This window comes from Dasania marina DSM 21967, from assembly GCF_000373485.1.
GTDB lineage: Bacteria > Pseudomonadota > Gammaproteobacteria > Pseudomonadales > Dasaniaceae > Dasania > Dasania marina.
This window is the reverse complement of record NZ_KB891585.1, coordinates 145183-171198: the sequence shown is the minus strand read 5'-3', so window position 1 is coordinate 171198 and position 26016 is coordinate 145183. Positions and strand designations below refer to the sequence as shown.

The following is a 26016-nucleotide window of genomic DNA, read 5'->3' as shown; positions in this document are numbered from 1 at the left end:
CCTCGTAATAATTTGCTGTCTTTCTGCAATAAATGCTGCTGCAATAAATGGTGCAATAAAGTTAGCGCGACGGGTGTTAATGAAATTCACGCTGAACGCCATTAAAAGGTTCGGGTGTATAGTGCTCTACATGAAAGCGTAATTGTTCCGCTAACACTTTACGCAATTCAGAAGGCATCACAATTTGTGATATGGAACCTAGGCTGAGTGCTTCATTGGGGTTCATTAACTCACGCTCATAGCGTGTAGTTAATTCAGCTTCTTGCTGCTTAACCCAGTTACCTACCGACTCTTGTGCAGCCGCTTTAGCATCGGCTTCAGTCATGCCATCATTCATTAGTTGCTCACTCACCGCGGCAATGCGTTTTGCGATAGAGCCGCGTATTTGGCGCAATTCATTTTTATAAACAAATTCTACCCCTGCTGGCCCCATCACTGCTAAGCGCGATGTGGGTAAGGCACAAACAAAGTCGGCCCCTGTGGGATAGTTGTTGTAGGAAGCGTAGGCACCGCCAAAGGCATTGCGCACAATTAATAAAAACCGTGGTGTGCGTAAATCAATAATCGCATCCAGCATCGCCCTACCGGCTTGCACTATGCCGCCAGCTTCTTGCTCTTTGCCCGGTAGGAAACCGGTGGTGTCTTCCATAAAAATAATAGGGATATTGTAGAGATTACAAAAGCGGATAAAGCGCGCATTTTTGTAAGCGGCAGCGATATCGATTTGGCCTGAGCCTACCGCCGAGTTGTTGGCAACAAAACCGACTACGTTACCGCCCATGCGGCCCAAGGCACAAATGCTGTTGCGGGCACGGTCGGGCTGCATCTCAAAGTAATCGCCGTGGTCGCATAGCTGTTGAATTAAAATATTAATATCAAAAGGTGTATTAAAACCGGTGGGCGAGTTAAAGGCCTTTTTCAATAAAATATCGATGTCCCAAGTTAGCCTGTCCGAAGGATCAGAGCTGGGCTGATACGGTGCTAGTTCAGCGTTGTTAGCGGGTAAATAATGTAATAATTGCTTCACTTTTTGCAGCGCCGCTACTTCATCGGGCACTACAAAATCAGTAACGCCCGATGAGCTATGCACATTAGGGCCTCCCAATTCGTCAGGGGTTACATCTTCACCCAATACCGACTTCACCACACCGGGGCCGGTTAAACCAAAAAAGGTGTTGTTAGGTTGAATAACAAAACTACCTTGGCGCGGCAAGTAAGAACCGCCGCCAGCATTAAAGCCAAACATACACATAATAGAAGGCACTACACCGCTGAGTTTGCGCAAACCAGTAAAGGCCTCGGCATAACCATCTAGGCCGCCGACACCGGCAGGCACATAGGCACCGGCGCTATCGTTCATACCGACCAAGGGGATTTTGCGTTTGGCAGCCAGCTCAAATAAGCGCGCTAGCTTTTTACCATTAGTGGCGTCCATAGAGCCTGCGCGCACGGTAAAGTCATGGCCGTATACCGCCACATCGCGGCCGTTAATTTTGACCAAGGCGGTGACTAAGGATGCGCCATCTAAATTAGGCCCCCAGTTTTGAAAAAAGATGGTGGGCTCGGTGCCGTCGTCGGCCAGCACTTGCAAGCGCTCCCACACCGTCATACGGTTTTTTTGGTGCTGCTTCTCTATAGCCACCACACCGGCAGCCTGCTTAGGCTTATTGATTAACGCCTGACCAGCCTGTAGCGACTGCTCATAAAGGCCGGGTTCGCTGGCAATTTGCCCCGGTACATCAAAGGCTTGCGTTTTGGTTTGTTCAAAAGGGTTATCGACACTGGGAGGCAGTGAGGATTGCTGTGATTTACTGTGGTCAGTCATGAAATAACAGTCTCTATAGTAGTGGCTCTGGCGCGGCTTGTTACTGTTGTTTGTACTATTGTTCATACTTTGATTGCTAACAGGGCTTACCCCTTGGTAGGGAGTAATTGCAGCAATAACAGTTACTTAGCGCAACAGGCAGCGATTATCGTTGAATGTATGTACAGTTGCTAGGTTATAAAAGCTCAAAATAGGTATCATAATTTATCGTAAACTCACTAAAACATTAATATGGTCGTAACACCCAGCACTGCAACGCTAGCGCTGAAAACACTGTTTTCATAAGCCACCACCTTCTTTTACGGCGGCTAAAGGGCTACAATTTCGCGCCTCGCAGCACTAGCCCTGCTATGACTATAGCCAACAATCCGCTTTTACCCTGAGTACCCGTGTTAATGACATCCCTGACTATCGTGCCGCTAGCTTACCATCCCGATAGCAGCCCCTTGTTTAGCGTTATACGCACATTGCCCCAGCCAGTATTTTTAGATAGTGGCAAGCCCTATGCCCAACAAGGCCGATACGACATTATCAGCGCCGCCCCCATTACGATAATCACAGATCACCGCGACAGCCCCACGCCCGATCACTATTTTAAGCGCTTGGCACAGGCCCTAGCCCAGCTGGATAGTGACGTCGATAACCCTCAACAACTGCCATTTATAGGCGGTGCCATAGCTTATTTTAGTTATGACTTAGGCCGACAATTACAAGCCCTACCCAGCCACACCATAAACGACAGCCAATTACCTATCGCCATCGCCGGCATCTACAGCTGGGCCATTATCAACGATCACCAGCTACAACAAACCCTACTAGTCGCACACCCACAAGCCGACCCAGACTTAATCGCTGAAGTGCAGGGTTTACTGGCTCACGCTATTGAGACACCCACATCACCGCTAACAAGACACCCACAACAAGCTGCTAACAAAAGTGCTAACAAGACACCCACCAAAAGTGCTAACAAGACACCCACAGCAAACCTTACCAAAACAGGGTTTAGCCTCAACCAGCTTTTTAGCCCCAACACCAGCAAGGCCGAATACCAACAGGCCTTTACCCAAGTGCAGCGCTATATACAGGCTGGTGATTGCTACCAAATTAATTTAACCCAGCGCTTTAGCGCCCCCTACCAAGGTGATCCCTGGCAGGCTTACCAATTATTGCGTCCTATTACTGCTGCGCCCTTTTCGGCTTATTTGGAGTTAGCTGAACAGCCCATACTCAGCCTGTCGCCGGAGCGCTTTTTACAATGCATAGGCGATAAAGTTAGCACCGCGCCTATTAAAGGCACCCGCAAACGCAGCAGTGATCCCGAACAGGATCAAGCTCTAGCGCAAGAGTTAATTAACAGCGGTAAAGACCGCGCCGAAAATTTGATGATTGTCGATTTGCTACGCAACGACCTAGGTAAAAACTGCCGACCCGGCTCTATCAAGGTAGAAAAATTATTTGAGCTACAAAGCTTCGAGACTGTGCATCACTTGGTTAGCACCATCAACGGCACGCTTAACGCCAACACCAGCGCCTTAGATTTATTAGCCGGCGCCTTCCCCGGCGGCTCTATCACGGGTGCGCCTAAAAAACGCGCTATGGAGATTATTGAAGAGTTAGAAAATTATCGTCGTTCCGTCTATTGCGGCAGCATAGGCTATATCAGCTGTGACGGTCACATGGATACCAATATCGCCATACGCACGCTTATCTGCCAACAACAGCAAATCTATTGCTGGGCCGGTGGCGGCATAGTGGCCGACTCGCAATGCGAAGATGAATATCAAGAATGCTTTTCTAAGGTGGGAAAAATGCTTAGCTGCTTAGAACAAACTACGCAAATAGACTAGCCATAGCTGCCATTTAGGCGCAGTATTTGACGGTGGTTGTAATACCAAGAACAAAAAAACTAGCGACAAGAGTAAACTCAGAGGAACGACAGCAGTATCTACCTTTACTCGCCTACCCTAAAAATATGAACAATATAACAGGAGCGGTGATATGACTTTTTTAATTAAGTTACTAAAGTATCTAGTACTAACAGCAAGCCTTATAGGCCTTAGCGCCTGCGACCCCGGCAGTAGTAACAAGCTCAGTAATACTTCCGAAGTAAGCCCGAAAACCTCCCCGCCAGTACAACAAGAAATAAATCCACCGACCCAAACGGCTGGCTTTTGCTCACCTGACAACCCCAACACACCCACCTCGCAACTCACCGGCAGCGGCGAAGACTGCGATGAAAATGCCGCCAAACGTAAAGCCACCAGCGAATGGGTAAGCCTAAATTGCTCAGGCAGCGCCGATCCGCAATGCCCCAACGGCTGTGTAGACCCTAGCAAAAAATGTCAAAGCTACCCCAGCAGCACTAGTAATTTAAGCTGTACGGCCAGAGATGTGTCTGCCTCGGTATGTGCCAACCGAAAAAAATACAGCTGTGAAATAGTGCGCCCCGATTTAGCCCATCCTATTTCTTGCTCATGTAAATGTTTGTCATAGGCATAGTCTTTTAAGCAACCCTTGTTTACACTCCATCACAACATCCCTGCCATGCGGGGATTTTTCATACAAAGGGTTATGCAGAGAATTATAGTAAGCAAAACCATATACGAGGAGTAAACCATGGCGCGCGTCAGTATAGACATGCCTGAACATTACAGTTATAGCACTGAATTACCTATACGTATTAGCGACACCAATGGCGGCCACCTTAGCAACTATGCGGTACTGGCCTTAATACATGAAGCCAGGCTGCATTTTTTAGCGCAGTACGGTTATAACGAAGAGCATATTATTTTGACCGACTCGGCCATAGTCTATAAGGCCGAAGGCTTTTATGGCGATATATTATGTTTTGATATGGCGGCCGGTGACTTTAATAAATACGGCTGCGATATTTTTTACCGTGTGCGCAATAAAAAAACCGGTGCTGATATCGCCCATGCTAAAACCGGCATGGTGTATTATGATTATCAACAACAAAAAGTCAGCACCCTACCCGATGAGTGGCGCGCAGCGTTAAACCCCGACAGCCTCTAACAACAACTGGTAGTAACTGTTTTTAACAACAGCTACTAATAAAAGCACTAAAAAAAATGGCCACTCAATGTGGCCATTTTTTAGACTACCTGTAAAGTTATTTTCTGGCGTGGTGTGGCAACTCGCCATCTAAAGTTGCTATAGGCTGGTACAATTCTGGGCGCCTATCTCTAAATACTCCCCAACTTTCGCGGTAATCGGCAACGGCATCCAAATCAAAGGTATGTATTAAAACCGTTTCATCGCTGTCATTAGCTTCTTGGACTTTTTCACCGGTGTAATCGGCAATAAAGGATGAGCCATAAAAAGTAATCGCGTAATTATCATCATGAGTCGCACGTTCTGTACCTATGCGATTAGAGGCGATTAGCGGCATTATATTAGCACCGGCATGGCCTTGCATCACGCGCTGCCAGTGGTAGCGGGAATCTAAGGGCGGCGCTGGTGGTGGCTCTGAACCTATGGCGGTGGGATACATCAGAATTTCTGCGCCCATTAAGGCCATACAACGAGCCGACTCGGGGAACCACTGATCCCAGCATATACCCACTCCTATTTTGGCAAACTGGGTATCCCATACTTTAAAGCCGGTATCGCCTGGGTTGAAGTATTGCTTCTCTTGATAGCCGGGGCCATTGGGTATGTGTGACTTGCGGTATACCCCCAACACACGGCCATCAGCGTCTATCATCGCCATGGAGTTGAAAAAGGCCTTGCCTGCTTTTTCAAACCAGCTAAAAGGCAACACCACGTTTAACTCTTTCGCCAAGGCTTGGAAGCGTTTGATGTTAACGTTTTCTTCAAGCGTGGTGGCCAGCTTAAAATGTTTAGCATCTTGCTCTATACAAAAATAGGGGGCCTCAAACAACTCTTGGATTAAGATAATGTTGGCGCCCTGGCTGGCAGCTTCACGCACCAAAGCCTCGGCTTTATTCACATTATCGTCCAAATCCCAAGTGACAGTCATTTGGGTTGCTGCTACTGTTACTGCTCTCATGGCACTACCTTTAAATCAAACCAATTTGAAATCACTATACAAAGTGTTTTAAGCTGCGGGAATAGTCCCATAGGGGTAGCCATACTATTCTTACTAGCCCACAGTTTTCATTATCCAACTATATTTACTGCTGCTGACATCTAAGGCAGCTAGCTTTAGAGTTATTCCATGCCCGATATTGACGCATTAAAAAGATGGCACCAATTAATTGCCGACGGTCTTACCAGCCAACTAGCCCCCGAGCTGGCCGGTAAGCTAATTGCAGCTATTAAGCTGTGGCTTAACTTCGACACTGCTATCGTGTTGCTTTACCCCAGCCAACAAGCACCCGTTTTACTCTACGACGACTACCCCAGGCCCAAACGACAACAGGCGGTTATTGATTACACCCACGGGGTTTATCTATTAGATCCTTTTTATAGCGCGTTAAAAAAACAAGCACTTGATAGCATCTATCACCTCAACGACTTTGCGCCCGATAATTTTGAAGATTCAGAATACTATCAAACTTATTATCGCGGCTTAGACCTAGCCGATGAACTAGGCATCTTTATACCGTTAGATAGCTGTAACACAGTGATCATCTCACTGGCTAGGCGCAACCACCATGGTGTTTTTAGCCGTGACGACCTCAATACTTTAGAGACAACCCTACCTTTGCTTAAAGCGGTGGTGCAGCAGTTTTATACTTTACAGCCACACCAGCACAACCACACACTCTCACCGGTGAGCAGTGCCTTTGAAAACTTTGGCGATGGCAAGATTACCGCCAGAGAACAGCAAGTTGCACAATTGATATTACAGGGGCATTCGTCTAAATCACTGGCCAAGGCTTTAGATATTAGCCCTTCTACCATAAAGGTACACCGCAAAAATATTTATGAACGTTTGAATATTAATACCCAGGCTGAACTTTTTAATCTTTTCTTATTACACTTAGACGGAATAATAAAATAATAAAATAATAAAGCAATAAGATAAACCGTGCGTAAAACACTATCCGTCACGCCATTAATATCTAGCGAAACTGCAAATTATTATAAGATACAATATTTACGCCTTAGCGCTATTATTTTCCTTTATTGGTCCATAGATAAGCCAATAACAAAGCACTCGCTAGCAAAGCGATTGCTGCGATTAACTGTAATAACAACTCACTGCTAAACCCCTTTACTGCAAACCAAACGGTAAGCCCTAAAAAGCTGGCCATGGCCATATTTTGCAGCCAGTTGTTCATCGCTAACACATGGCCCAGCTCATGCTCTTGGCTGTGGAACTGGATTAGCGCATTGAGGGGCGCAATCATTAAGCCGCCCATGGCCCCTACCCCTACAAACAGCAACGCCGATAAGCTCATAGAGCCGACGAAGGTTAATGCGCTGACACAAAGCGCCACGCCCATAGCGCCTATGGGGATTAATACGGTGCGTATATTATCCACCGATAACTTGGCTGCTAGCCACGAGCCCAATACTATACCCAAACCAGCACAACCCAATACCGCCTGTATCACCAGCGTATTGCTAACGCCGTATTGTGCTTTGGCATAAGCGGGGAATGCTGCCAACATCACCTGCCCCACCGACCAAAACAATGCCAAGCCTATTATGGACCAAATAATTACGGACTTTTTACACACTAAACAGCCCAGCTGTTTGATCATCTGGCCTTGCAGGTAAGCTTTAACAGGAAAGGTTTTTTCGGGGTCACCCTGCTCTAAAGCAGGTAATTTATACATCATCGCTAATCCAAATAGTGCATTAACCACTAACAGCCAGCCTATTACCACTATGTGTTGCAAAATTACTGCCGGGTCGATGACACCGTTGGGATAGAGCATCTCAAAAAACAAGGAGTACACCACCGTGCCAGCTAATATGGCAACTATAGTCACAGCCTGCACCAAACCATTACCCTGTACTAAGCGATCAACGCCAAACAAAAATTTTATATAACCGTATTTTGCTGGCGAGTAAAAAGCTGATTGTATCGCCAACACAAACGTTAAAACAAAAGCCTGCCAAAACCAGCCCAAGTAATAACAAGCGGTAATTAACAATGTTACCAGCACGGCCAGCCAAGCTGAAAACCGCATCACTTGATGCTTGGGATATTTATCGGCAACAAAACCTACCGGCGATACCAGTAGTATAAAAGGCAATAAGATCAACGCATTGACTATGGCGGTGTAGATCACCTGTTCTTGGCCGTCGTAGGCTTTAAACAAGGTATTTTGAATAATGATTTTATGGCCTAGGTCGATAAAGGCATTTAAAAATAAGGCGCCTAGATAGAAAATAGCGCCGGGAGTTTTGATGAGTTTATACATTATTATTCGTGCTCAGTTTAGCGGCTAGGCTTAAACAGGGTAAGTTGTTAACCGTGCTGCGGCTAATAGTATCACAGCTTATTGCTGCGATACTGGACTCCGGCGTACGCCGGAGTGACGGGGTTTCTTATTAATGCCCGAGTGGAGGTAAATACTCTTCGTCATTCCGGCAAGCTGTTAGCCGGAATCCAATAGTACTTTGTTTATTGTATTGTCTAAGCTCCACTGTGGATACCGGCCTACGCCGGAGTGACGGGTTTTATTATTGGTATCGGCCTGCATCCGAGTGACGGGTGATATTACGCCATAGACCTGCACCGATGTGACGATTTAAACGTCGTCATTCCGGTACGTTTTTAGCCGGAATCCAATCATAGCTTGCTGCCTGCTATCACGCCCACGCACGGCTCTACTGTGGGTGAACGCAGCGCATAAAAAAACGGCGCAATCTATGATGATCACGCCGTTTTTTTGGACTTTACTCAAGCCGGTTAATTACAGGCTTAAATCGCGATTACTGGCTTTAAGAAATTCTTTCTTCAAATCTTCGTAAGTGTGTACTGCGGGATATTGAGGGAATTCAGCAATCACATTAGCGGGTGATTTAAATAAAATACCAGCATCAGCTTCGGCCAGCATGGCGGTATCATTGTATGAATCACCGGTGGCGATAGTGCGGTAGTACATAGAGTGAAAACCAATCACGGCTTGACGCTTAGGGTTGGCTTGGCGCAGTTTATAATCAGTAACCTTGCCATTTTCATCCACTTCTAGCTTATGACATAGCAAGGTGGGATAACCCAACTGCTTCATAAAGGGCATGCCAAATTCATAAAAGGTGTCGGATAAAATCACTACCTGAAAACGCTCACGCAACCAATTTAAAAACTCCAGCGCACCTTCCATCGGTGACAGCTCGCTAATCACCGCCTGTATATCAGGTAAGCCGAAGCCATGTTCATTTAAGATGCGTAAACGTTGCTTCATTAACACATCGTAATCGGGTACATCTCGGGTGGTGGCTTTGAGTTCGTCTATGCCGGTTTTTTCGGCAAAGTTAATCCAAATTTCAGGGATTAATACCCCTTCCAAATCTAAACAGGCTAGTTCCACGTGGACTCCTAATCGCTTGCATGGCGGTAAAAGGCGCTGATTCTACCACCGTCGCAGCTCGGCAGCTATGCCCACAGCTTACAAATAGGCGCTATTAAAAAGCCGCAACTCAGTGCGGCTTTTTAATAGCTGATTAATGACTGCGCTGACCAAGCTTAGTGCTCGGGCAGTTCTATATGCGCAAACAATTCTTCCAGCTCTTGCTTGGTGTGGCGTTGGTAAGCCTCCTCCACCACCGATTTGGTAAGATGGGGGGCAAATAGTTCGATAAACTCGTACATAAAGCCCCGCAAAAAAGTACCGCGCCTAAAGCCTATGCGCGTAATACTGGGGGCAAACAAGTGGCTAGCATCAATAGCAACCAAGTCGCTATCAAGCTCTTCGTTGTAGGCCATTTTAGCCACTATGCCTATGCCCAAGCCTAGACGTACATAGGTTTTGATCACGTCGGCATCGGCCGCAGTAAACACCACTTTCGGGGCCAGGCCCTTAGCGATAAACGCTTCATCGAGTTTAGAGCGCCCGGAAAAACCAAACACATAGGTAACTATGGGATGAGCGGCGACATCTTCTAGGGTGATATTGCTGACTTGCGCCAAGGGATGATCCTTGGGCACGATAATCGCTCTGTTCCATTTGTAACAGGGCATCATAATTAGGTCGCTAAATAGCTCCAGCGCCTCGGTGGCAATGGCAAAATCGACGGTGCCATCGGCGGCCAGCTCGGATATTTGCATAGGCGTACCCTGGTGCATATGCAACGACACATCGGGGTAGCGGTTGATAAAATTCTCTATGGGTTTAGGTAGGGCATAGCGGGCCTGGGTATGGGTGGTAGCAATAGATAAGCTGCCCTTTTGCTCATCGCTAAACTCCTGCGCCACCTGCTTAATGCTTTCTACTTTGCGCAGTATCTCACCGGCGGTTTTTAATATGGCTTCCCCAGCGGGAGTGACACGGGTTAAATGTTTACCGCTGCGGGAAAACACCTCTACCCCCAGCTCGTCCTCTAGCAGGCGTATTTGCTTGCTAATGCCCGGCTGCGAGGTATATAAACTTTGAGCAGTAGCCGACACGTTTAAATCGTGGTGTGCCACTTCCCAGATGTAACGTAACTGTTGTAATTTCATACTACCCTCCGGCTAGATGCTAATAAACACAGACTCAGTGCTTTACTAACTCGCCTTGTTTTATTGCTTATCTTGTTATTACTTATTTTTTTAGTAAACGGATACGGTTACGACTCTTAAAACATAGCCCATATAACCAATTTCGCCTAATAATTGCTTAAAAGTTTCTATTTGTTCTAGGGGATTCCCCGGACATTTGCCCAGACACCATAAGCCGATAAATGGCCGCTGCTAAGTATTCGCCACCCCGTGGGGCACATGGCCAGTAGCCACATGCTGGCTAGCGGAGTCGCAATGGGCCTGTTGGTCATCAAAAAACACATCGGCACCATAGGCTTTTAAGAAGTCGCCCTTGGCTAAACCGCCCAAAAACAGGGACTCATCTATGCGTATATTCCAGCTGCGCAGCGTGCGTATTACCCGCTCGTGGGCCGGGGCCGACCTAGCGGTGACTAAGGCAGTGCGTATGGGGGAATGTTCAGGGGGAAACTGTGACTGTAGGCCATGCAAGGCTGCTAAAAAGGCCTTGAATGGCCCACCGGTTAAAGGGCTTTTGGCAGCAGCGCGCTCGCTGGCGGCAAAAGCATCCAAACCCTGATGTTTGTAGATTCTTTCAGCTTCATCGGAAAACAGCACCGCATCGCCATCAAAGGCAAATTTTAGCGGGGCATCGGCATCATATTCACGTAATGGCGAAGGCATTAACGTGGCCGCAGCAACCCCGTTTTCTAAGGCTGAGCGCACATCGCGAGCATCAGTGGATAAAAACAGATGGCAGCCAAATGCTGACATATAGCGATAAGGACTTTGGCCACCGCTAAAGGCAGCACGGGTAATATCTAGGCCATGATGCTCTATAGAGTTAAATACCCGCAGGCCGGTATCAGCACTGTTACGCGACAGCAATATCACCTCTACCCGCGGCTCGCCCTCTAACTTACTATTGATAGCCAGTAACTTACGCACCAGCGGGAAAGCCTCACCCGGCTCTAGGGCGTCGTCTTCATGCTCAATTTGGTATTGCTGATAGGCCGCCAAGCCCTGCTGTTCATATACAAGATGGCTATCATCAAGATTAAACAAAGCTCTGGAGGAGATAGAAACAACCAATTTATCAGTAGCATCCTGTGGCATGGGTATCCTTATGTTTCAGTCTCTAGTTGCTAGTCTCTAGAGTATTGGGCCGCACTCGCGAAAACACAAACACTAGTGGCTATTAACTAGGAACTCGCCATCTAGAGACTAGCGACTACCTACTAGCGACTGTATTTATAACCAAAAACGGCGACTAAAAAAGTCGCCGCTAATACACTCAATCAAACCTAACTTAGATACTTTTCAAAGTACCCTTAGGTAATATGGCGTGTATAGAGTGGCGTTGAAATTTAAGATCAACATTTTCACTCACGTTTAATAGAAGGTAATCGCCATCGATTTTAACAATTTTGCCTAAAATGCCGCTGGTAGTTACCACTTCGTCGCCTTTGCCCAAAGACTTAACCATTTCGCCATGCTCTTTTTGGCGCTTGCGCTGGGGGCGTATGGCGATGAAGTAAAACATCACAAATAAACCTACTAGCATAACGAGTTGAATAATGCCGCCGTCAGCTGAAGCTTCGCCTGCTGCTTGCGCGTGGGCCTGAGATATAAAATTCATACTGTTAACCTTATAAACTGTTTAATGTTTAACCAAATGCTCTGTAGCCTAGCTAAATCGCCGCATACTGTAACGCTTTTGCTAGGCTGCTGGCAAATAGCTTAGTAGTTAATATCGTATTCCATAATAAAAGGCGCATGGTCAGAAAAACGCTCGTCTTTATAGATAGATGCTGACTGTATTTTATCCACCAGCCCCGGGGTAACGACATGGTAATCGATACGCCACCCCACGTTTTTAGCCCACGCCTGACCGCGGTTAGACCACCAGGTATATTGCTCCGCCTCTTGGTTGATTTCCCTAAAAGCATCCACATAGCCCACTTCGTTATACAGCGTATCTAGCCACGCCCGCTCATGAGGTAAAAATCCGGAATTTTTTTGATTGGGCTTCCAGTTTTTAAGGTCTATCTCTTTGTGGCAAATATTCCAGTCAGCACAAATAATATACTCACGACGCTTGCGACGCAGGGTTTTAAAGTGCGCCATGATATTGTCTAAGAAGCCGTCTTTTTTAATTTGCACCGCCTCGCTGCTAGAACCAGAGGGTAAATACATAGAGATGACGCTGACGCCATCAAAATCGGCCTGTATATAACGGCCTTCTGAATCGGCGGGATCCCAGCCTAGGCCCTTAATCACTTTCTTAGGCTTCTTCTTACAATACAGCGCTACGCCACTATAACCCTTCTTTTCCGCATCGAAGTAATAGCAATGATAGCCTTCGGGATGAAAGATAGGGTCGCTAAGTTGATCGACCTGCGCCTTAGTCTCTTGTATGCACACCACATCGGGCTGTTCTTTGGCCAACCACTCAAAAAAACCTTTGCGGGCCGCCGCCCTAATGCCATTGGTGTTAGCGGTAATAACTTTCATAATCACGTCCACAATAATTGAGCGGCCATGATACAGATAAGCGCGGCTGGGTTAAACATCGGCATAGCTCTAAACCCTACTACAAGCTAAACTTAGCCCCTAATAATTAGCTACAGGTTGCCACTGTCATGGAATTCATTTGGATACTAATTGCCTTTGTGTGTGGGTTAAGCACAAAATTAATTAGCTTACCGCCGTTAATCGGTTACTTAATCGCCGGTTTTATCCTAAATGCCATGGGCATAGTCGCCACCGACAGCCTAACTAGCCTAGCCAACTTAGGCATTACTTTAATGCTGTTTACCATAGGCTTAAAAATTAACCTGCAGGATTTATTTAGGCGCGAAACTTGGATGGGCTCAACCAGCCATATGGGCTTGTGGGTACTTATAAGCAGCGCGATTATTTTATTTGTTGGCGCTCTCTCAGCACCATATTTCAGCGAACTAAGCCACGGCGCTGCCGCCTTGCTCGCATTTGCGTTTAGCTTTAGCAGCACTGTATGCGCGATAAAATTACTAGAGGAAAGCGGCGAATTAAAANCCCGCCATGGCAAGCTCGCCATGGGCGTGTTGATTATGCAAGACGTTATCGCGGTTATTTTTTTAGCGGTAAGCTCAGGCAAAGTTCCTTCTGAATATGCCGTAGGCTTAATAGCCCTAGTTTTTATGCGGCCATTAATTAACCGTTTACTTAATAACATAGGCCACAGCGAGCTATTGCCGTTAACCGGTTTTTGTTTGGCCATAGGTGGCTATGAATTATTTGAAGCCCTACAGCTAAAAGGCGACTTGGGCGCGCTGTTATTTGGCATGATTATTAGCCACCACCCGGCTGCCTCTGAATTGAATAAGTCGCTGATGAACTTTAGGGATTTATTTTTAATTGGTTTTTTCCTCTCCATAGGCTTTATCGCCCTACCCAACCTAGAAATGATTAGCATTGCCGCCTTTATTTGCCTATTGCTAGTGGTTAAATTTTTACTGTTTTTTGCCGTATTTATTAAGCTAAAACTTAGGGCGCGCACCGCTTATCTCACCGCGTTGGCATTAAGTAACTTTAGTGAGTTTGGCCTTATCGTAGTGGCACTAGGGGTCAATGCCCAGTGGGTAAGCAAGGAGTGGTTAGTTATTTTAGCTTTGGCCACGTCTTTCTCATTTGTACTTACCAGCATATTCTATCGTGGAGCCCACCGTTTTTACGGCAAACACAAAGGCCTTATTAAACGCTTTGAATCAAAAACCCCACTACCCCGCGACCGCCACATACAACCAAAAGATGCCGAGGTACTGGTTATAGGTCTAGGACGTGTCGGTAAAGGTGCATACCAAGCTTTGCATAATCGACTAGGTAATAAAGTCTGGGGCATGGACGCGGATCAAAGTCGTATACGCAGCCTTAAAAAACAAGGCCTGCATGTATTTGCTGGCGATGGTGAAGATGCTGACCTTTGGGAAAAACTAGATATTAGTAAAATACAGCTCATTTTACTGTCGCTGCCCACCATAGAAGACAGCGCCAATGTGACTGAACAATTAAACGCTGTAAATTACCAAGGCAAAATTGCCGCTATCGCCCGCTACGAAGACGAACAGAAAAAACTATTGGCGCAGGGCATAGATAAAGTCTTTAACTTTTTCACCGAAGCCGGTAGCGGCTTTGCCGATGAGAGCTTGGAGTTAATTAACCCCAAGCCTAATATGCCCTAAATTGCCACTGCCGCCGAGGGCGTAATCTGCTATTATTTGCGCCCTAATCCCCCTATTAAAAGATGTAACACCAGAGAGTACCATGAGCCTAGCCGATACTGTATTAGCCGTTAATGACGACCTACCTATACGCACTGATAAACCCGTACACAGCGGCAAAGTGCGCGCTGTGTATTGGTTAACTGACGCTGACAGCAAAAGACTGATAGCCGAAAAAGGCTACCAGGTGCCCGCCGATACCCCCTTGGCGATCATGGTGATTAGCGACCGCATCTCAGCCTTTGATTGTATTTGGCGCGGCGAAGGCGAGCTAAACGGCGTGCCCGGTAAAGGCGCTGCCCTCAACGCTATTTCAAACCACTGGTTTAAACTCTTTAAAGAGCAAGGCCTAGCCGACAGCCATATACTGGACATCCCCCACCCCTTTGTGTGGATAGTACAAAAAGCCCAGCCTGTGATGATAGAGGCCATCTGTCGCCAATACATCACCGGCTCCATGTGGCGCGCCTATAGCAAAGGCGAGCGCGACTTTTGCGGCATCACCCTGCCCGAAGGTTTGCAAAAAGAGCAAAAACTCGATGACATCTTAATTACGCCATCCACCAAGGGCATATTAAAAGGCCTACCCGGCGTGCCCGAAGCTGATGACGTTAATATCAGCCGCCAAAATATTGAAGATAACTTCGCTGCCTTTAATTTTAAACGCAGCGACGACATCAGCCACTACGAGCGTTTATTAAAAGAAGGCTTTAACGTTATCAGCGACGCGCTAGCCACACTGGAGCAGATTTTTGTAGACACCAAATTTGAGTTTGGCTACGTACGCGATAACAACGGCAATGACAAATTAATCTACATGGATGAAGTAGGCACACCCGACTCGTCACGCATTTGGGATGGCGCCGCCTACAGCAAGGGCGAAATTATAGAAAACTCTAAAGAAGGTTTTAGACAGTTTTTATTAAATCACTTCCCCGATCCCGATATATTATTAAACAAAGAGCGTATGGATGAGCGCACAGCGCTGGCCAGAGATAATGTATTACCGGAAGCGGCGTTAATGGCTATTTCTAAAACCTATATAGGCATAGCCGAAAAAATTACCGGCCAGAAGTTACTGTTAGCTGCTAATCCTAAGGCTGAAATCATTGCAGTGTTACGTGAGCAGTATGGTTTAGTAGACTAGCTTTTATATAACGCTAGTCATACACAGTAACCACTTCTAGTCCCCGCTCATGCGGGGCCTTTTGTTTATGCACCCCATGCAGATTTTTCTTTAGGCTAGTCATGCTGAACTTGATTCAGCATCCACTTTTTTGTAACAACTTAGCCACAACAATTAGCTGCCGTGCTTAGATGTGAATAATTCACAGAAAAACAGCTAGATACCAAGAGTTACACAAGCTTATATTTACCACATTAACCAAGAGACCTTCATCCATGTATGCCGTTATTTTTAAAGCTGAAGTCGCCGCGTTTGATGCGGAGTATTTCGCCACCGCTGCAAAAATGCGCGACAGCGCTATAAGCCAGTATGGCTGTAGGGACTTTATTGCCTGCACCGAGGGTAATATGGAAATTGCTATCTCTTACTGGGATAGCGAGGCTCAGATTAAGGCATGGAAGCAAGACCTTGATCATATCGCTGCCCAGCAATTAGGCAAGGCTAAGTGGTATAAATCTTACTCTGTAGAAATCACCGAAATTGTGCGCGCTTATCATTCACAGCCATAGTAATAGCAATAGTTACAACAATAGTTACAGTAATAGTTACAGCAAGAGGATATCTGCGCGACTGCCTGCTACTCTGGCACGAACGCCATTTAAATATTAGCTTCTAAAAAATATCTACTTTAATAGTGCGTCAAATTACGTGCTGTGGTTTATTCGGGTATTTCAGTTTTCGTGGATGCCGGGTCGTAGCCCGGCATGACCAGGGTTGTATTATAACCTGAGGATAGTGAAATCGAATTCAGCATGACAGGTAAAAACTAGATAGCGGTAACGATAAGCTTAGAAAGCTTTAATATATAAGTACCCAATTACAGTAGAACCATCACCACTATTACAAACACAAAAAAGCCGGCATTTGCCGGCTTTAAAACAACTTATTTAGTAGGCGTCCTGCGCCCTTTATGCACAGGTTTATTTTTGCGCTCTTGACGTTCAAAGGCTTGTACGTCTTTAGGATTGATAGGCGCGGGCTTGCGTACTTCCTTGCCAGCCATTTTATACAGCGCATCCACTTCTTTACCGGCCATCTCTGTCCACTGCCCCTGCTTGAGCTTGGAAGGCAAGAACACATCGCCATAACGCACGCGTTTAAGGCGGTTAACCTGTACCTCTTGCGACTCCCATAGGCGACGCACTTCGCGGTTACGGCCTTCCATAATGACCACATAAAACCAGCGGTTAGCGCCGTCACCACCATTGTCGACGATGTCGGTAAAGCGGGCCACGCCGTCATCTAGCAAGACGCCGTCGCTCAAGCGTTTTAGCATGGGCTCATCGACTTCACCCAATACGCGCACCATGTATTCGCGCTCTATCACGGTTGAGGGGTGGGTTAACGCATTAGCTAACTCACCGTCAGTGGTAAATATTAATAAGCCGCTGGTGTTATAGTCTAAACGACCTACTGATATCCAACGGCCGTTAGGAATTTTAGGGAGACGATCAAATACGGTGCGGCGGCCTTCGGGGTCGCTGCGTGAACAAATCTCACCTTCGGGCTTGTTATAAATAAGCACTCTACCGGCATATTTTTCCGCGGGAATGGCATTAATAACTTTGCCATCGACGCTAATTTTATCTTTACCACCAGCACGGTCACCCAGTTTGGCAGTTTGGTCATTCACTTTTACGCGCCCTGCGGCTATGACTTTTTCCAGTTCACGGCGCGAACCCAAACCTGCTTGGGCTAAAAGTTTTTGTAGTTTTTCACCTGTTGGTTCTGTTGACATGTTTTACACTTATTTAAATAGGATTGAGTCTCTAGTCGCTAGATGGTAGTCGCTAGTATTTATCTAGAGACTACTGACTAACAACTAGCGACTTTTGTTCTAGCGACTAGAGACTATCATCTAGCGACTGAATTCTTCTTCAGCTAATAACGCGGCTTCGGCGGCGGCTTCTAAATCGGCTTGCTCGTCGTCTTCATCGTTTAGGGTATTGCTGGGCTGGGGTGCTGTTGCAGTTTGTTGCTGAGTTTCAAGTTCAACTTCGGCTTCAGGCTCAACACTTTGCTCTAGCGCTGCAATTTCCTCTTGCGGCTCTACCTCATCACTAGGTAACTCTGCCTCGGCTATATCAGATTCATCGGCAGGGTCACTTTGTTCAACTTCGCTTACATCTGCGCTTTGTGATGCTTGCTCTGTATCAGCATCAAGCTCGGCAGCTTCAATTTCTGTGCTGTCACCGTCATCGCCTTCAGTGGCATCTTGTTGTGCTTGTTGGTCTATGGGGTCTACGGCCGCCGCATCGTCTTCGCTTTGCTGCGTATCCATATTCGGCGTATCGACGCCTTCCAGAGAAAGCTCGCCATTCATATCATCCAAATCGCGAATTTCAGCTAGCGAAGGTAGATCATCTAGATTTTTTAAATTGAAATAATCTAAAAATGAACGCGTGGTGGCAAATAGTGCCGGCCGACCAGGTACATCTTTATGGCCGACTATTCTTACCCATTCACGCTCTAATAAGGTTTTGATAATATGAGAGCTCACCGCCACGCCGCGTATGTCTTCTATGTCGCCGCGAGTAATGGGCTGACGATAGGCGATTAGCGATAAGGTTTCTAACAAAGCGCGGGAGTATTTTTGCGGTTTCTCATCCCACATGCGCGACACCCAAGGTGCCACCTCTTGAATAACCTGAAAGCGATAACCACTGGCAATTTCTTTTAGCTCAAAGCCACGGCCTTTGTGGTCATTCTGTATATCTTCCAATGCCGTTTTAATTTGCTCTTTGCTGGGCAGCTCTTCCAGTTCCACATCAAATAAATCGATGAGGTTTTGCACGTTTAACGGTTTACCCGCGGCCATTAATGCGCCTTCTACGATGCGCTGTAGTTGTTCGGTTTCTTTGCTCATGAGGCTCTTGCTTTTACATGTATGGGGCCAAAGTCTTCAGTTTGTACTAACTCAAGCAATGACTCTTTTATTAATTCTAGAATCGCTAGAAAGGTAACAACTACCCCTAAGCGACCTTCCTCTATGGTAAATAAAGAGGAAAACGGCATAAATTGTACGCTGGATACCTGCGATAAAACTTGCGCCATGCGCTCGCGGGTAGAAAGCCTTTCTTTAGCCACGTGGTGGCTCTCAAACATATCAGCACGGCGCAACACATCACCCAGGGCCAAGAGTAATTCTTTCATGTCGACTTCGGGCTCGGCGCGCACTTGTTTAAAATCGGGCGGCTGGGCCGAGGCTTGGTGTATCTCTCTACCCATGCGCGGCATGTCGTCTATATCTTCAGCGGCTTTTTTAAAGCGCTCGTATTCTTGCAGGCGACGAATAAGCTCTGCTCTTGGATCGTCTTCCTCGTCTAGTGCCTCTTCCGAACGGGGCAACAACATGCGCGATTTTATTTCAGCGAGCATGGCAGCCATTAGCAGATATTCTGCCGCCAGCTCAAACTGCATAGAGTCCATTAACTCTACATAGCGCATATATTGCTTGGTGATATTGGCGACATTGATCTCTAGGATATCGATGTTTTGGCGCTTAATCAGGTATAGCAATAAATCCAATGGGCCTTCAAAGGCCTCTAAAAACACCTCTAAGGCATCGGGGGGTATGTACAAATCACGGGGGATTTCGGTAAGCGCTTGGCCTGCCACTACCGCAAAGGGCATTTCGCCCTGCTGGCTGCCCATGCTACGCAGGCCCTGCAAAGTCACCTTAGGAGCTGCTAGGGGCAACTCTACAGCGTCTGCCGCAGGCTGGTCGCTGTGCGTATCGGCCTCGTTGCTGGCGGGCGCTTGCTGCTCTATAACTAGCTCGTCTTCCACGGTTTATTGTTGTCTCACTGCGGCTTAATTAATAGGATAAGGCGGAGCTGTGCTGGCCCCTTAAATAGTTGGCGATTATACCGACATCTAGCCACTCATCACAGTGCTAATTTTCAGCCTATTAGTGTGGGGTGTAGGCTTATTCCACCTCGAACTGTTCAACATCACCCTGACCACGCCTGAGTATTTGCCACTCTTCCTCGGACATATCAATCACGCTGGTCGCTGCCATGCCACAGTAACCGCCGTCTATCACCAGATCCAGCTCGTGCTCTAGGGTTTGGCGTATATCATAGGGGTCGGTAAGCGGCAGCGTTTCACCGGGTAGTATCATGGTAACGCTCATCATGGGCTGGTTAAGCTCGTTCAACAAAGCCAGCGCTATGGGGTTGGCAGGCACCCGCAGGCCTATCGTTTTACGCTTACTTTGCATTAGCCGCCTCGGCACTTCGGAGGTAGCCTTTAAAATAAAGGTGTAGGGCCCCGGGGTATGATTTTTAACCGCCCTAAAGGCCACGTTATCAACTCGAGCATAAAGGCTGAGCTCGGATAAATCCCGGCACATCAGGGTGAAGTTATGCTTTTCATCTAAACGCCTGATACGGCGTATGCGTTCTAGGGCATTTTTTTGCTCTAGCTGGCAACCTAAGGCATAGCCAGAATCGGTGGGATACACCACCACTCCGCCACTGCGGATAATGTCGGCAGCCTGAGTAATAAGGCGCTTCTGGGGGTTTTCGGGGTGTATTTGAAAAAACTGGCTCATGCCTAATCCTTAATCGTACTTACTTATTGCCACAACGTTATTGCCACAACTGCCATACCGGCTGGCAATGGCTGGGCAAGGGCGACATTTTACCTATATCGCCCCACTGTGCATCAGGGTGATGAAAATCACTGCCACAGGAGGCGTAAAGGCCAAACTGCTGTGCTAATTGCGCGATGTGTTGCACCTTGTCATTGGGTAGCACGCCGCTGCTAACTTCTATGGCCTGGCCGCCCGCTTCTTGAAAATCGCCGATTAGCGCGCGCAGCTTAGTGGCGGTCATTTTATAGTGCAAGGGGTGGGCTAATACTGCCACCCCGCCACTGGCAGTAATCCACTCGACTACCGTGCCCGTATCGGCCCAGGTGGCTTTAACATCGCCTATCTTGCCTGCCCCCAAATAGCGTTTAAAGGCTTGTTGCACAGAATTAACATGGCCTTGGGCCACTAAAAACTGGGCAAAATGCGGCCTGCCCAGCTGGCTATCGCCCGCTATGGCGCTGGCCCCTTCAAAACAACCGCTATAACCTTTTTTTGCTAGGCGCTGGCCTATCATTTCTGCACGTAATAGACGGGCGGCCTTTTGTTGCGCTACCCCCGCTAATAATTGGGGATGCTGCACATCGAGATTGAGGCCGACTATGTGCACGCCGGTATTACCCCAAGCACTGGAGAACTCTATGCCGGGGATGAGGTCTATGTGAGGCGGCAAGCCTTGTGCTTGTACCGCTAAATAGCCATCTAAAGTGTCGTGATCAGTAATAGCCAATAGCTCTACGCCACGGTCTAGCGCCCGTAACACCAGTTCACTGGCGGGCAGGCCACCATCGGATGCAGTAGTATGGCAATGTAGGTCGGCTAACAAAAAGGCTTACTCCAAAACGACAAACTGGGTATGACAACCCTAGTTTTTGCAGGGCAGGCCGCAAATTCTCACTGGAGCACCACCCATAAAGCCCGTATAGTAACTGATTAATTCAAGCAGTACGGCAAAACTTTTATTGTAATATAGCTAAGCACTTAGCGCATCAGCGCAGTGTTTGCACAGGGAGAAGTAACAAGGTGGAATCAGTGTCTAATAACAATACCAACAAACAACAAAAGCCTGGCAATATGCTCGCCAATATAGGCTTTAATATTATTATTCCCACATTGATACTTACCAAGCTCAGCAGTGAAGAATACTTGGGGCCTGCTTATTCCATCGTGGTTGCCCTAGCCTTTCCCATAGGTTTTGGGGTGCGCGAGTTTATGAGCACCCATAAGGCCAATTTTTTCTCAATTTTAGGTATATTCAGCGTTATTATGACCGGCGGCATGAGCCTGCTACAGCTAGACCCTGAATACATCGCCATCAAAGAGGCGGCGATACCGGCGCTATTTGGCTTGGCCACACTGTACTCTATGCGCACCCGTTACCCACTGGTGAAAACCTTTTTGTTTAACGACCAGATTTTACAAATTAATAAAGTAAAGCAAGCGCTAGAGAGCTATAACAACAACCATATTTTTGAACAAAAATTAGCCCACGCCTCGTACATGGTAGCGGGCTCTTTCTTCTTATCGTCAGTGTTAAATTATGTGCTGGCCAAAGTGATACTAGTGAGCCAGCCAGGTACGGTTGAATTCACTGAAGAGCTGGGTAAAATGACAGCCCTTAGCTTTCCCGTTATTGCACTGCCCAGCACCTTAGTATTGGTTGCAGCACTGTTTTACCTACTGCATCACATACAAAAATTGACCCACTTAAAAAGTGATGAAATCTTTAATGAAATGTAAGCTTTAACAAAAGATAAGCAGCCTGTAATTTATGCTATTAATGAACGTTAACCCCACAATAATAAAAACCAACCCTAGGAAATGATCGTGAAATTGTTAACCCCTCATTTACTGCCTTTTACTTTAGTCGGCTTAGTGGCCTTTAGCGCTCTATTTGCCAGCAGCCAAGTTTACAGCCAAGAAATGCGCTATATCAGAGACACCTTATTCGTGCCCTTGCGCAGTGGCCAAAGCTACAAGCACCGCATTGTGCATAAAGGCTTAGAAAGCGGCACACCCTTAATCTTATTAGAAGAATCTGAAGACGAAGCCTATAGCCGTGTTAAAACCAATTCCGGTATAGAGGGCTGGCTACAAACTCAGTACCTATCAGACGAGCCTTCAGCGCGCGCGCAACTAGAGAGCTTTAAATTAGAGAATGATAAATTAAAAGCGCAAAGCGCCACACTCAAAAAAGAACTCAACACCATCAGCAAACAATATCAGGATGCCAAATCCACCATGGCACAACTGAGTAAAGGCCAGCAAAGCAGCGAACAAGAACTGGCAGAAATTAAATCCATATCGGCCAATGCGATTAGCCTTAACAGTGAGAACAAAGACTTATTGCAACTAAACCAAGTATTGCAAAACAAAGTAGACATGCTGACCACAGACAACCAGCACCTCAACGATAAACTGGATAACGATGCCTTTTTAAATGGCGCATTCGCCGTATTAATAGGCGTATTTATCACCTTATTAGTACCGCGGCTATGGCCTTCAAAATCATCTGAGTGGGCCTAAACCCACTCGCTAGAAATTATTAACACTATGACGCAACTACGACTAATACTCTGCGCAGTTTTATTGTGCAGTAACCTGAGCTTGGCCCAAGCGCCTGCCAGCGCCGATCCAAAAGTGATATTGCATACCAGCATGGGCGATATCACTATTCAGCTCTACCCGCAAAAAGCCCCAGTCTCTGTGGCCAACTTTTTGGCCTATGCTAAATCCGGTTTTTACAGCAACACCATTTTTCACCGGGTTAAAAAGCGCTTTGTGGTGCAAGGTGGCGGTTTTGCTTACGACGCTGATACCGAAGAGTTTGAGCGCAAGGCGGTTAAAGAGCCTATCATCAACGAATCGGGCAACGGCCTATACAATGACCGCTGGACCGTAGCCATGGCCCGCACTGAAGACCCAGACAGCGCCACTTCGCAGTTTTATATTAACCTGCGCATGAACAGCAGCTTGGACAAACGCGGCAGTAAACTGGGCTATGCGGTATTTGGTGAGGTAATAGCCGGCCAGCATGTAGCACAAAGCATAGGCAAGCAGCCCACCGAAAAAATCCCCGGCTTTGACAACTTACCCGTCAAAGCCATTATTCTCGAATCTGTAGAGATTTTATAACGCATGAGCACCGACCTAAGTATTAATCTCAATAAAATCGCCCTCATCCGTAACTCACGCGATACCGAACACCCCAATGTGTGCGAACACGCATTGCGTTGCATAGCCTATGGTGCCGATGGTATTACCGTACACCCAAGGCCTGACCAGCGTCATATACGCGCCGATGATTGTTTTGATTTGGCTAAAATCTTACAAGTGGAATTTAATATAGAAGGCAACCCCTTAGCACCGCCCATGAAAAGCGATCGCAAAGGTGTGTCTGACTACCCCGGCTTTATGGAGCTGGTGCGCGAAATTAAACCGGCCCAGTGCACTTTGGTGCCCGACAGCGATCAGCAACTCACCTCTGACCACGGTTTTGATTTAACCCAAAGCGGTGATCAAATCGCCCCCATTATTGCCGAGCTAAAAGCTTTGGGTATACGGGTTAGCTTGTTTATGGACCCAGACCCCGAGCAAATTAAACTAGCTAAACAAGTAGGCAGCGACCGCATAGAGCTCTATACCGGCCCCTATGCCGCTGCGGTAGAAACCAATCACAATGTAGAGGCGGTTTTTCAACAGTTTTATCAAGCCGCCGAACTGGCAGCCGACTTAGGCCTAGGCTTAAATGCCGGCCACGACCTCAACCTGCACAACCTGAAAAAGTTTGCCACGGTGCCGCACTTATTGGAGGTCTCTATAGGCCACTTCTTAACCGTAGACGCTATCGATATGGGCTTAGAAAAAGCCATTAAGGCCTACCAAAGCTGTTTAGGAAAGTAAGCCTTAAACCGCTGGGCGCTTGCGTCCAGCTATTTAACCGGCGCCTTCACCATATTGAGCTGTAAGCGCCCCGCTTGCATGTTTTCGCTATCGCAATGGGTCGTATCGTCGCCATACACCTCTTGCTGTACTCGTTGTTGCAACTGCAGCAGCTCAACCTCACTAATCGCCGCCAGTTGCATAGCCGCTTGCATAAAGCCCTCGGCTCTATAATGCTGTGCCGGCGAGACATCCTGCCCTGCTTTTAAGGCGGTAAAAATAGCCCTGAGCTGCTCGGCTATCAATACTTTGCAATCAGCGCCAGTAGACACTACTCGCTGGCCTCAACAATGGGCTGCACCAATACCCAAGGTGCTATCACTAACGCCCAGTGCATTTGCTCTTGCTCATACCAGCTTTGCGCCTGCTCTTCGCTAACTTGTGAAATACTGGCATCGGCTAGCCACTGGCTTACCGCCGTTTTGTTATCCGCAGAGATTTGCACCGCCACATCAATAAGATCCATACCTGGAGCAACCGCAATCACCGCACCACTGGCATAAAACTTTTGTAGCTCGTGCCAGTTAATTTTAGAGGTTTCACGATTGAGTTTTATTATCAGGCTTTCTTCGGGGGCAGGGGTTTCAAGGCTGGGGCTTTGCTCGGTCATAAGTCATCTCTTTGCTGCGGCTCACCTTAGCTGCAGCGCAGATCAGGCGTAGATAATAAGCCGCGCATTTTAGCATCCGCAGCCACAGATGCTATAGCCTTATGTTTAGCACGCTATGAGCGTAGCCTAGCGGCGAGGGTTTAGCGCTAAGGCACTAAACGGCCATGCTATCTTCTTTCACATGGCGCAGATAAAAATTTAGCTGCATCTCAGCCTCATCTAAGCTGCTATACGGCCCCACCTGCAACTGCTCGCGACTAGAAAAAAACCACTCATTACCAATCTGGTAAAAACGTTTGGCTCGTTCACTGCTGTTGTTACTTTCGCCTTTACGCTGGTTCATCAACACATCCCCCAATGACTACCGCATATGATTCTAAGTGTAGAAACAGTTAATGATAAATGCCTATATTTGTTTGATCTAACAAACTCACAAAGTGATATTTTTTGTTGAGTAGCTAGGCCTGCTATTAACGTCTGCTGGCTGATGTTAGCGGGTAAGGCTCTAAGGGCAATGTGGTTTTGCGTATTACTGAGCGCAATACAAAACTACTGTGCACACCGGTTACACCTTCTATACGGGTTAACCGCCCCAATAGAAATTCTTCGTAATATTCCATATCGGGTACCACCACCTTGAGCATATAGTCGGCAGACTGGCCGGTGACAATATTGCACTCCACCACCTCAGGGAAGCCGGCAATACTGGCTTCAAAATGCTCAAAACGCTCAGGGGTATGCTTATCCATGCTGATGCTCAATATGGCGGTGAGCTTTAAACCTAGCGCCTTTTGATTAAGCAAGGTGACGTGGCCATCAATAATCCCCGACTCTTCCAAACGCTTGACCCGTCGCGAGCAAGGCGTGGGCGAAAGGCCCACCTTATCGGCCAATTCCAAGTTGCTGATGCGGCCATCGCGCTGCATCAAACTCAGAATATGCTTATCAACAGCATCTAACTTAACCATAAAAACACC

Annotated in this window: 28 protein-coding genes; 11 read left to right on the top strand and 17 right to left on the bottom strand. The window is 47.1% G+C overall.

The window, feature by feature from the left end:
* Positions 1-76: 76 nt before the first annotated feature.
* Positions 77-1825 carry an acyl-CoA carboxylase subunit beta gene (locus tag B067_RS0110335; RefSeq protein ID WP_019530011.1) on the bottom strand — a complete coding sequence of 583 codons (1749 nt, stop codon included), beginning with the start codon at positions 1823-1825 and terminating at the stop codon, positions 77-79.
* Between the two features lie 395 nt (positions 1826-2220).
* Here B067_RS0110335 and pabB point away from each other — a divergent pair, with 395 nt between their 5' ends.
* The 3 genes from pabB to B067_RS0110320 all read left to right on the top strand — a co-directional run bounded on the left by pabB (position 2221) and on the right by B067_RS0110320 (position 4858).
* Positions 2221-3672: an aminodeoxychorismate synthase component I gene (pabB, locus tag B067_RS0110330; RefSeq protein ID WP_019530010.1), complete on the top strand. Its 1452-nt coding sequence runs from the start codon at positions 2221-2223 to the stop codon at positions 3670-3672.
* 151 nt (positions 3673-3823) lie between these two features.
* The gene (locus B067_RS0110325) at positions 3824-4318 is read left to right on the top strand and encodes a hypothetical protein (protein WP_019530009.1); all 495 of its coding nucleotides are present in this window, start codon (positions 3824-3826) and stop codon (positions 4316-4318) included.
* Between the two features lie 123 nt (positions 4319-4441).
* A complete protein-coding gene (locus B067_RS0110320) occupies positions 4442-4858 on the top strand; it encodes an acyl-CoA thioesterase (protein WP_019530008.1) in 417 nt (138 codons plus the stop codon).
* 97 nt (positions 4859-4955) lie between these two features.
* Here B067_RS0110320 and aguB read toward each other — a convergent pair whose 3' ends face one another.
* Positions 4956-5855 carry an N-carbamoylputrescine amidase gene (gene aguB, locus B067_RS0110315; protein WP_026244571.1) on the bottom strand — a complete coding sequence of 300 codons (900 nt, stop codon included), beginning with the start codon at positions 5853-5855 and terminating at the stop codon, positions 4956-4958.
* Between the two features lie 168 nt (positions 5856-6023).
* Here aguB and B067_RS20190 point away from each other — a divergent pair, with 168 nt between their 5' ends.
* On the top strand, positions 6024-6812 hold the full coding sequence (locus B067_RS20190) for a helix-turn-helix transcriptional regulator (protein ID WP_019530006.1): 789 nt from the start codon (positions 6024-6026) through the stop codon (positions 6810-6812).
* Between the two features lie 112 nt (positions 6813-6924).
* On the opposite strand, the gene B067_RS0110305 is transcribed toward B067_RS20190, so the two are convergent.
* The 6 genes from B067_RS0110305 to B067_RS0110280 form a co-directional block, all read right to left on the bottom strand.
* On the bottom strand, positions 6925-8184 hold the full coding sequence (locus B067_RS0110305) for an MFS transporter (protein WP_019530005.1): 1260 nt from the start codon (positions 8182-8184) through the stop codon (positions 6925-6927).
* Positions 8185-8679: 495 nt separating this feature from the next.
* Positions 8680-9297, bottom strand: a complete 618-nt coding sequence (gene thrH, locus B067_RS0110300; RefSeq protein WP_019530004.1) for a bifunctional phosphoserine phosphatase/homoserine phosphotransferase ThrH — start codon at positions 9295-9297, stop codon at positions 8680-8682.
* Positions 9298-9452: 155 nt separating this feature from the next.
* Positions 9453-10427, bottom strand: a complete 975-nt coding sequence (cysB, locus tag B067_RS0110295; protein WP_019530003.1) for an HTH-type transcriptional regulator CysB — start codon at positions 10425-10427, stop codon at positions 9453-9455.
* A gap of 231 nt (positions 10428-10658) precedes the next feature.
* The gene (locus B067_RS0110290; RefSeq protein ID WP_019530002.1) at positions 10659-11561 is read right to left on the bottom strand and encodes a 5'-nucleotidase; all 903 of its coding nucleotides are present in this window, start codon (positions 11559-11561) and stop codon (positions 10659-10661) included.
* A gap of 193 nt (positions 11562-11754) precedes the next feature.
* A complete protein-coding gene (gene yajC / locus B067_RS0110285; protein ID WP_019530001.1) occupies positions 11755-12084 on the bottom strand; it encodes a preprotein translocase subunit YajC in 330 nt (109 codons plus the stop codon).
* Between the two features lie 101 nt (positions 12085-12185).
* Positions 12186-12959 carry an exodeoxyribonuclease III gene (locus B067_RS0110280; protein WP_026244570.1) on the bottom strand — a complete coding sequence of 258 codons (774 nt, stop codon included), beginning with the start codon at positions 12957-12959 and terminating at the stop codon, positions 12186-12188.
* A 128-nt stretch (positions 12960-13087) separates the two neighbouring features.
* On the opposite strand from B067_RS0110280, the gene B067_RS0110275 reads away from it, so the two are divergent.
* From B067_RS0110275 to B067_RS0110265, 3 genes are all read left to right on the top strand, one after another.
* Positions 13088-14668, top strand: coding sequence for a cation:proton antiporter family protein (locus B067_RS0110275; RefSeq protein ID WP_019529999.1), 1581 nt, complete (start codon positions 13088-13090; stop codon positions 14666-14668).
* An 82-nt stretch (positions 14669-14750) separates the two neighbouring features.
* Positions 14751-15854 (top strand): phosphoribosylaminoimidazolesuccinocarboxamide synthase, encoded by a 1104-nt coding sequence (locus B067_RS0110270; RefSeq protein ID WP_019529998.1) that lies wholly within the window; start codon positions 14751-14753, stop codon positions 15852-15854.
* 254 nt (positions 15855-16108) lie between these two features.
* The gene (locus tag B067_RS0110265) at positions 16109-16402 is read left to right on the top strand and encodes an antibiotic biosynthesis monooxygenase family protein (RefSeq protein ID WP_019529997.1); all 294 of its coding nucleotides are present in this window, start codon (positions 16109-16111) and stop codon (positions 16400-16402) included.
* A gap of 374 nt (positions 16403-16776) precedes the next feature.
* Here B067_RS0110265 and rluB read toward each other — a convergent pair whose 3' ends face one another.
* From rluB to B067_RS0110240, 5 genes are all read right to left on the bottom strand, one after another.
* A complete protein-coding gene (rluB, locus tag B067_RS0110260) occupies positions 16777-17631 on the bottom strand; it encodes a 23S rRNA pseudouridine(2605) synthase RluB (protein WP_019529996.1) in 855 nt (284 codons plus the stop codon).
* Between the two features lie 120 nt (positions 17632-17751).
* Complete coding sequence (gene scpB, locus B067_RS0110255; RefSeq protein WP_019529995.1) at positions 17752-18759, bottom strand: SMC-Scp complex subunit ScpB; 1008 nt, start codon at positions 18757-18759, stop codon at positions 17752-17754.
* Positions 18756-19592, bottom strand: a complete 837-nt coding sequence (locus B067_RS0110250; RefSeq protein WP_051083851.1) for a segregation and condensation protein A — start codon at positions 19590-19592, stop codon at positions 18756-18758. The genes scpB and B067_RS0110250 overlap by 4 nt, the downstream gene beginning before the upstream one ends.
* Before the next feature lie 229 nt (positions 19593-19821).
* Positions 19822-20448 (bottom strand): L-threonylcarbamoyladenylate synthase, encoded by a 627-nt coding sequence (locus tag B067_RS0110245; protein WP_019529993.1) that lies wholly within the window; start codon positions 20446-20448, stop codon positions 19822-19824.
* A gap of 37 nt (positions 20449-20485) precedes the next feature.
* Positions 20486-21313: a PHP domain-containing protein gene (locus B067_RS0110240; RefSeq protein ID WP_019529992.1), complete on the bottom strand. Its 828-nt coding sequence runs from the start codon at positions 21311-21313 to the stop codon at positions 20486-20488.
* Positions 21314-21561: 248 nt separating this feature from the next.
* Between B067_RS0110240 and B067_RS0110235 the strand changes: the two genes are divergently transcribed.
* From B067_RS0110235 to B067_RS0110220, 4 genes are all read left to right on the top strand, one after another.
* A complete protein-coding gene (locus B067_RS0110235; RefSeq protein WP_051083850.1) occupies positions 21562-22227 on the top strand; it encodes a VC0807 family protein in 666 nt (221 codons plus the stop codon).
* An 81-nt stretch (positions 22228-22308) separates the two neighbouring features.
* The gene (locus B067_RS0110230) at positions 22309-23013 is read left to right on the top strand and encodes a TIGR04211 family SH3 domain-containing protein (RefSeq protein ID WP_019529990.1); all 705 of its coding nucleotides are present in this window, start codon (positions 22309-22311) and stop codon (positions 23011-23013) included.
* A 27-nt stretch (positions 23014-23040) separates the two neighbouring features.
* Positions 23041-23622 carry a peptidylprolyl isomerase gene (locus B067_RS0110225; RefSeq protein WP_019529989.1) on the top strand — a complete coding sequence of 194 codons (582 nt, stop codon included), beginning with the start codon at positions 23041-23043 and terminating at the stop codon, positions 23620-23622.
* Positions 23623-23625: 3 nt separating this feature from the next.
* Positions 23626-24390 carry a pyridoxine 5'-phosphate synthase gene (locus B067_RS0110220; RefSeq protein WP_019529988.1) on the top strand — a complete coding sequence of 255 codons (765 nt, stop codon included), beginning with the start codon at positions 23626-23628 and terminating at the stop codon, positions 24388-24390.
* Between the two features lie 29 nt (positions 24391-24419).
* On the opposite strand, the gene B067_RS0110215 is transcribed toward B067_RS0110220, so the two are convergent.
* The 4 genes from B067_RS0110215 to B067_RS0110200 all read right to left on the bottom strand — a co-directional run bounded on the left by B067_RS0110215 (position 24420) and on the right by B067_RS0110200 (position 26007).
* A complete protein-coding gene (locus tag B067_RS0110215; RefSeq protein WP_019529987.1) occupies positions 24420-24701 on the bottom strand; it encodes a hypothetical protein in 282 nt (93 codons plus the stop codon).
* Positions 24701-25039 (bottom strand): DUF2288 domain-containing protein, encoded by a 339-nt coding sequence (locus B067_RS0110210; RefSeq protein ID WP_019529986.1) that lies wholly within the window; start codon positions 25037-25039, stop codon positions 24701-24703. The genes B067_RS0110215 and B067_RS0110210 overlap by 1 nt, the downstream gene beginning before the upstream one ends.
* A 154-nt stretch (positions 25040-25193) precedes the next feature.
* A complete protein-coding gene (locus B067_RS0110205; RefSeq protein WP_019529985.1) occupies positions 25194-25382 on the bottom strand; it encodes a DUF6316 family protein in 189 nt (62 codons plus the stop codon).
* A gap of 127 nt (positions 25383-25509) precedes the next feature.
* The gene (locus B067_RS0110200) at positions 25510-26007 is read right to left on the bottom strand and encodes an Lrp/AsnC family transcriptional regulator (protein ID WP_019529984.1); all 498 of its coding nucleotides are present in this window, start codon (positions 26005-26007) and stop codon (positions 25510-25512) included.
* Between the last annotated feature and the right edge of the window lie 9 nt (positions 26008-26016).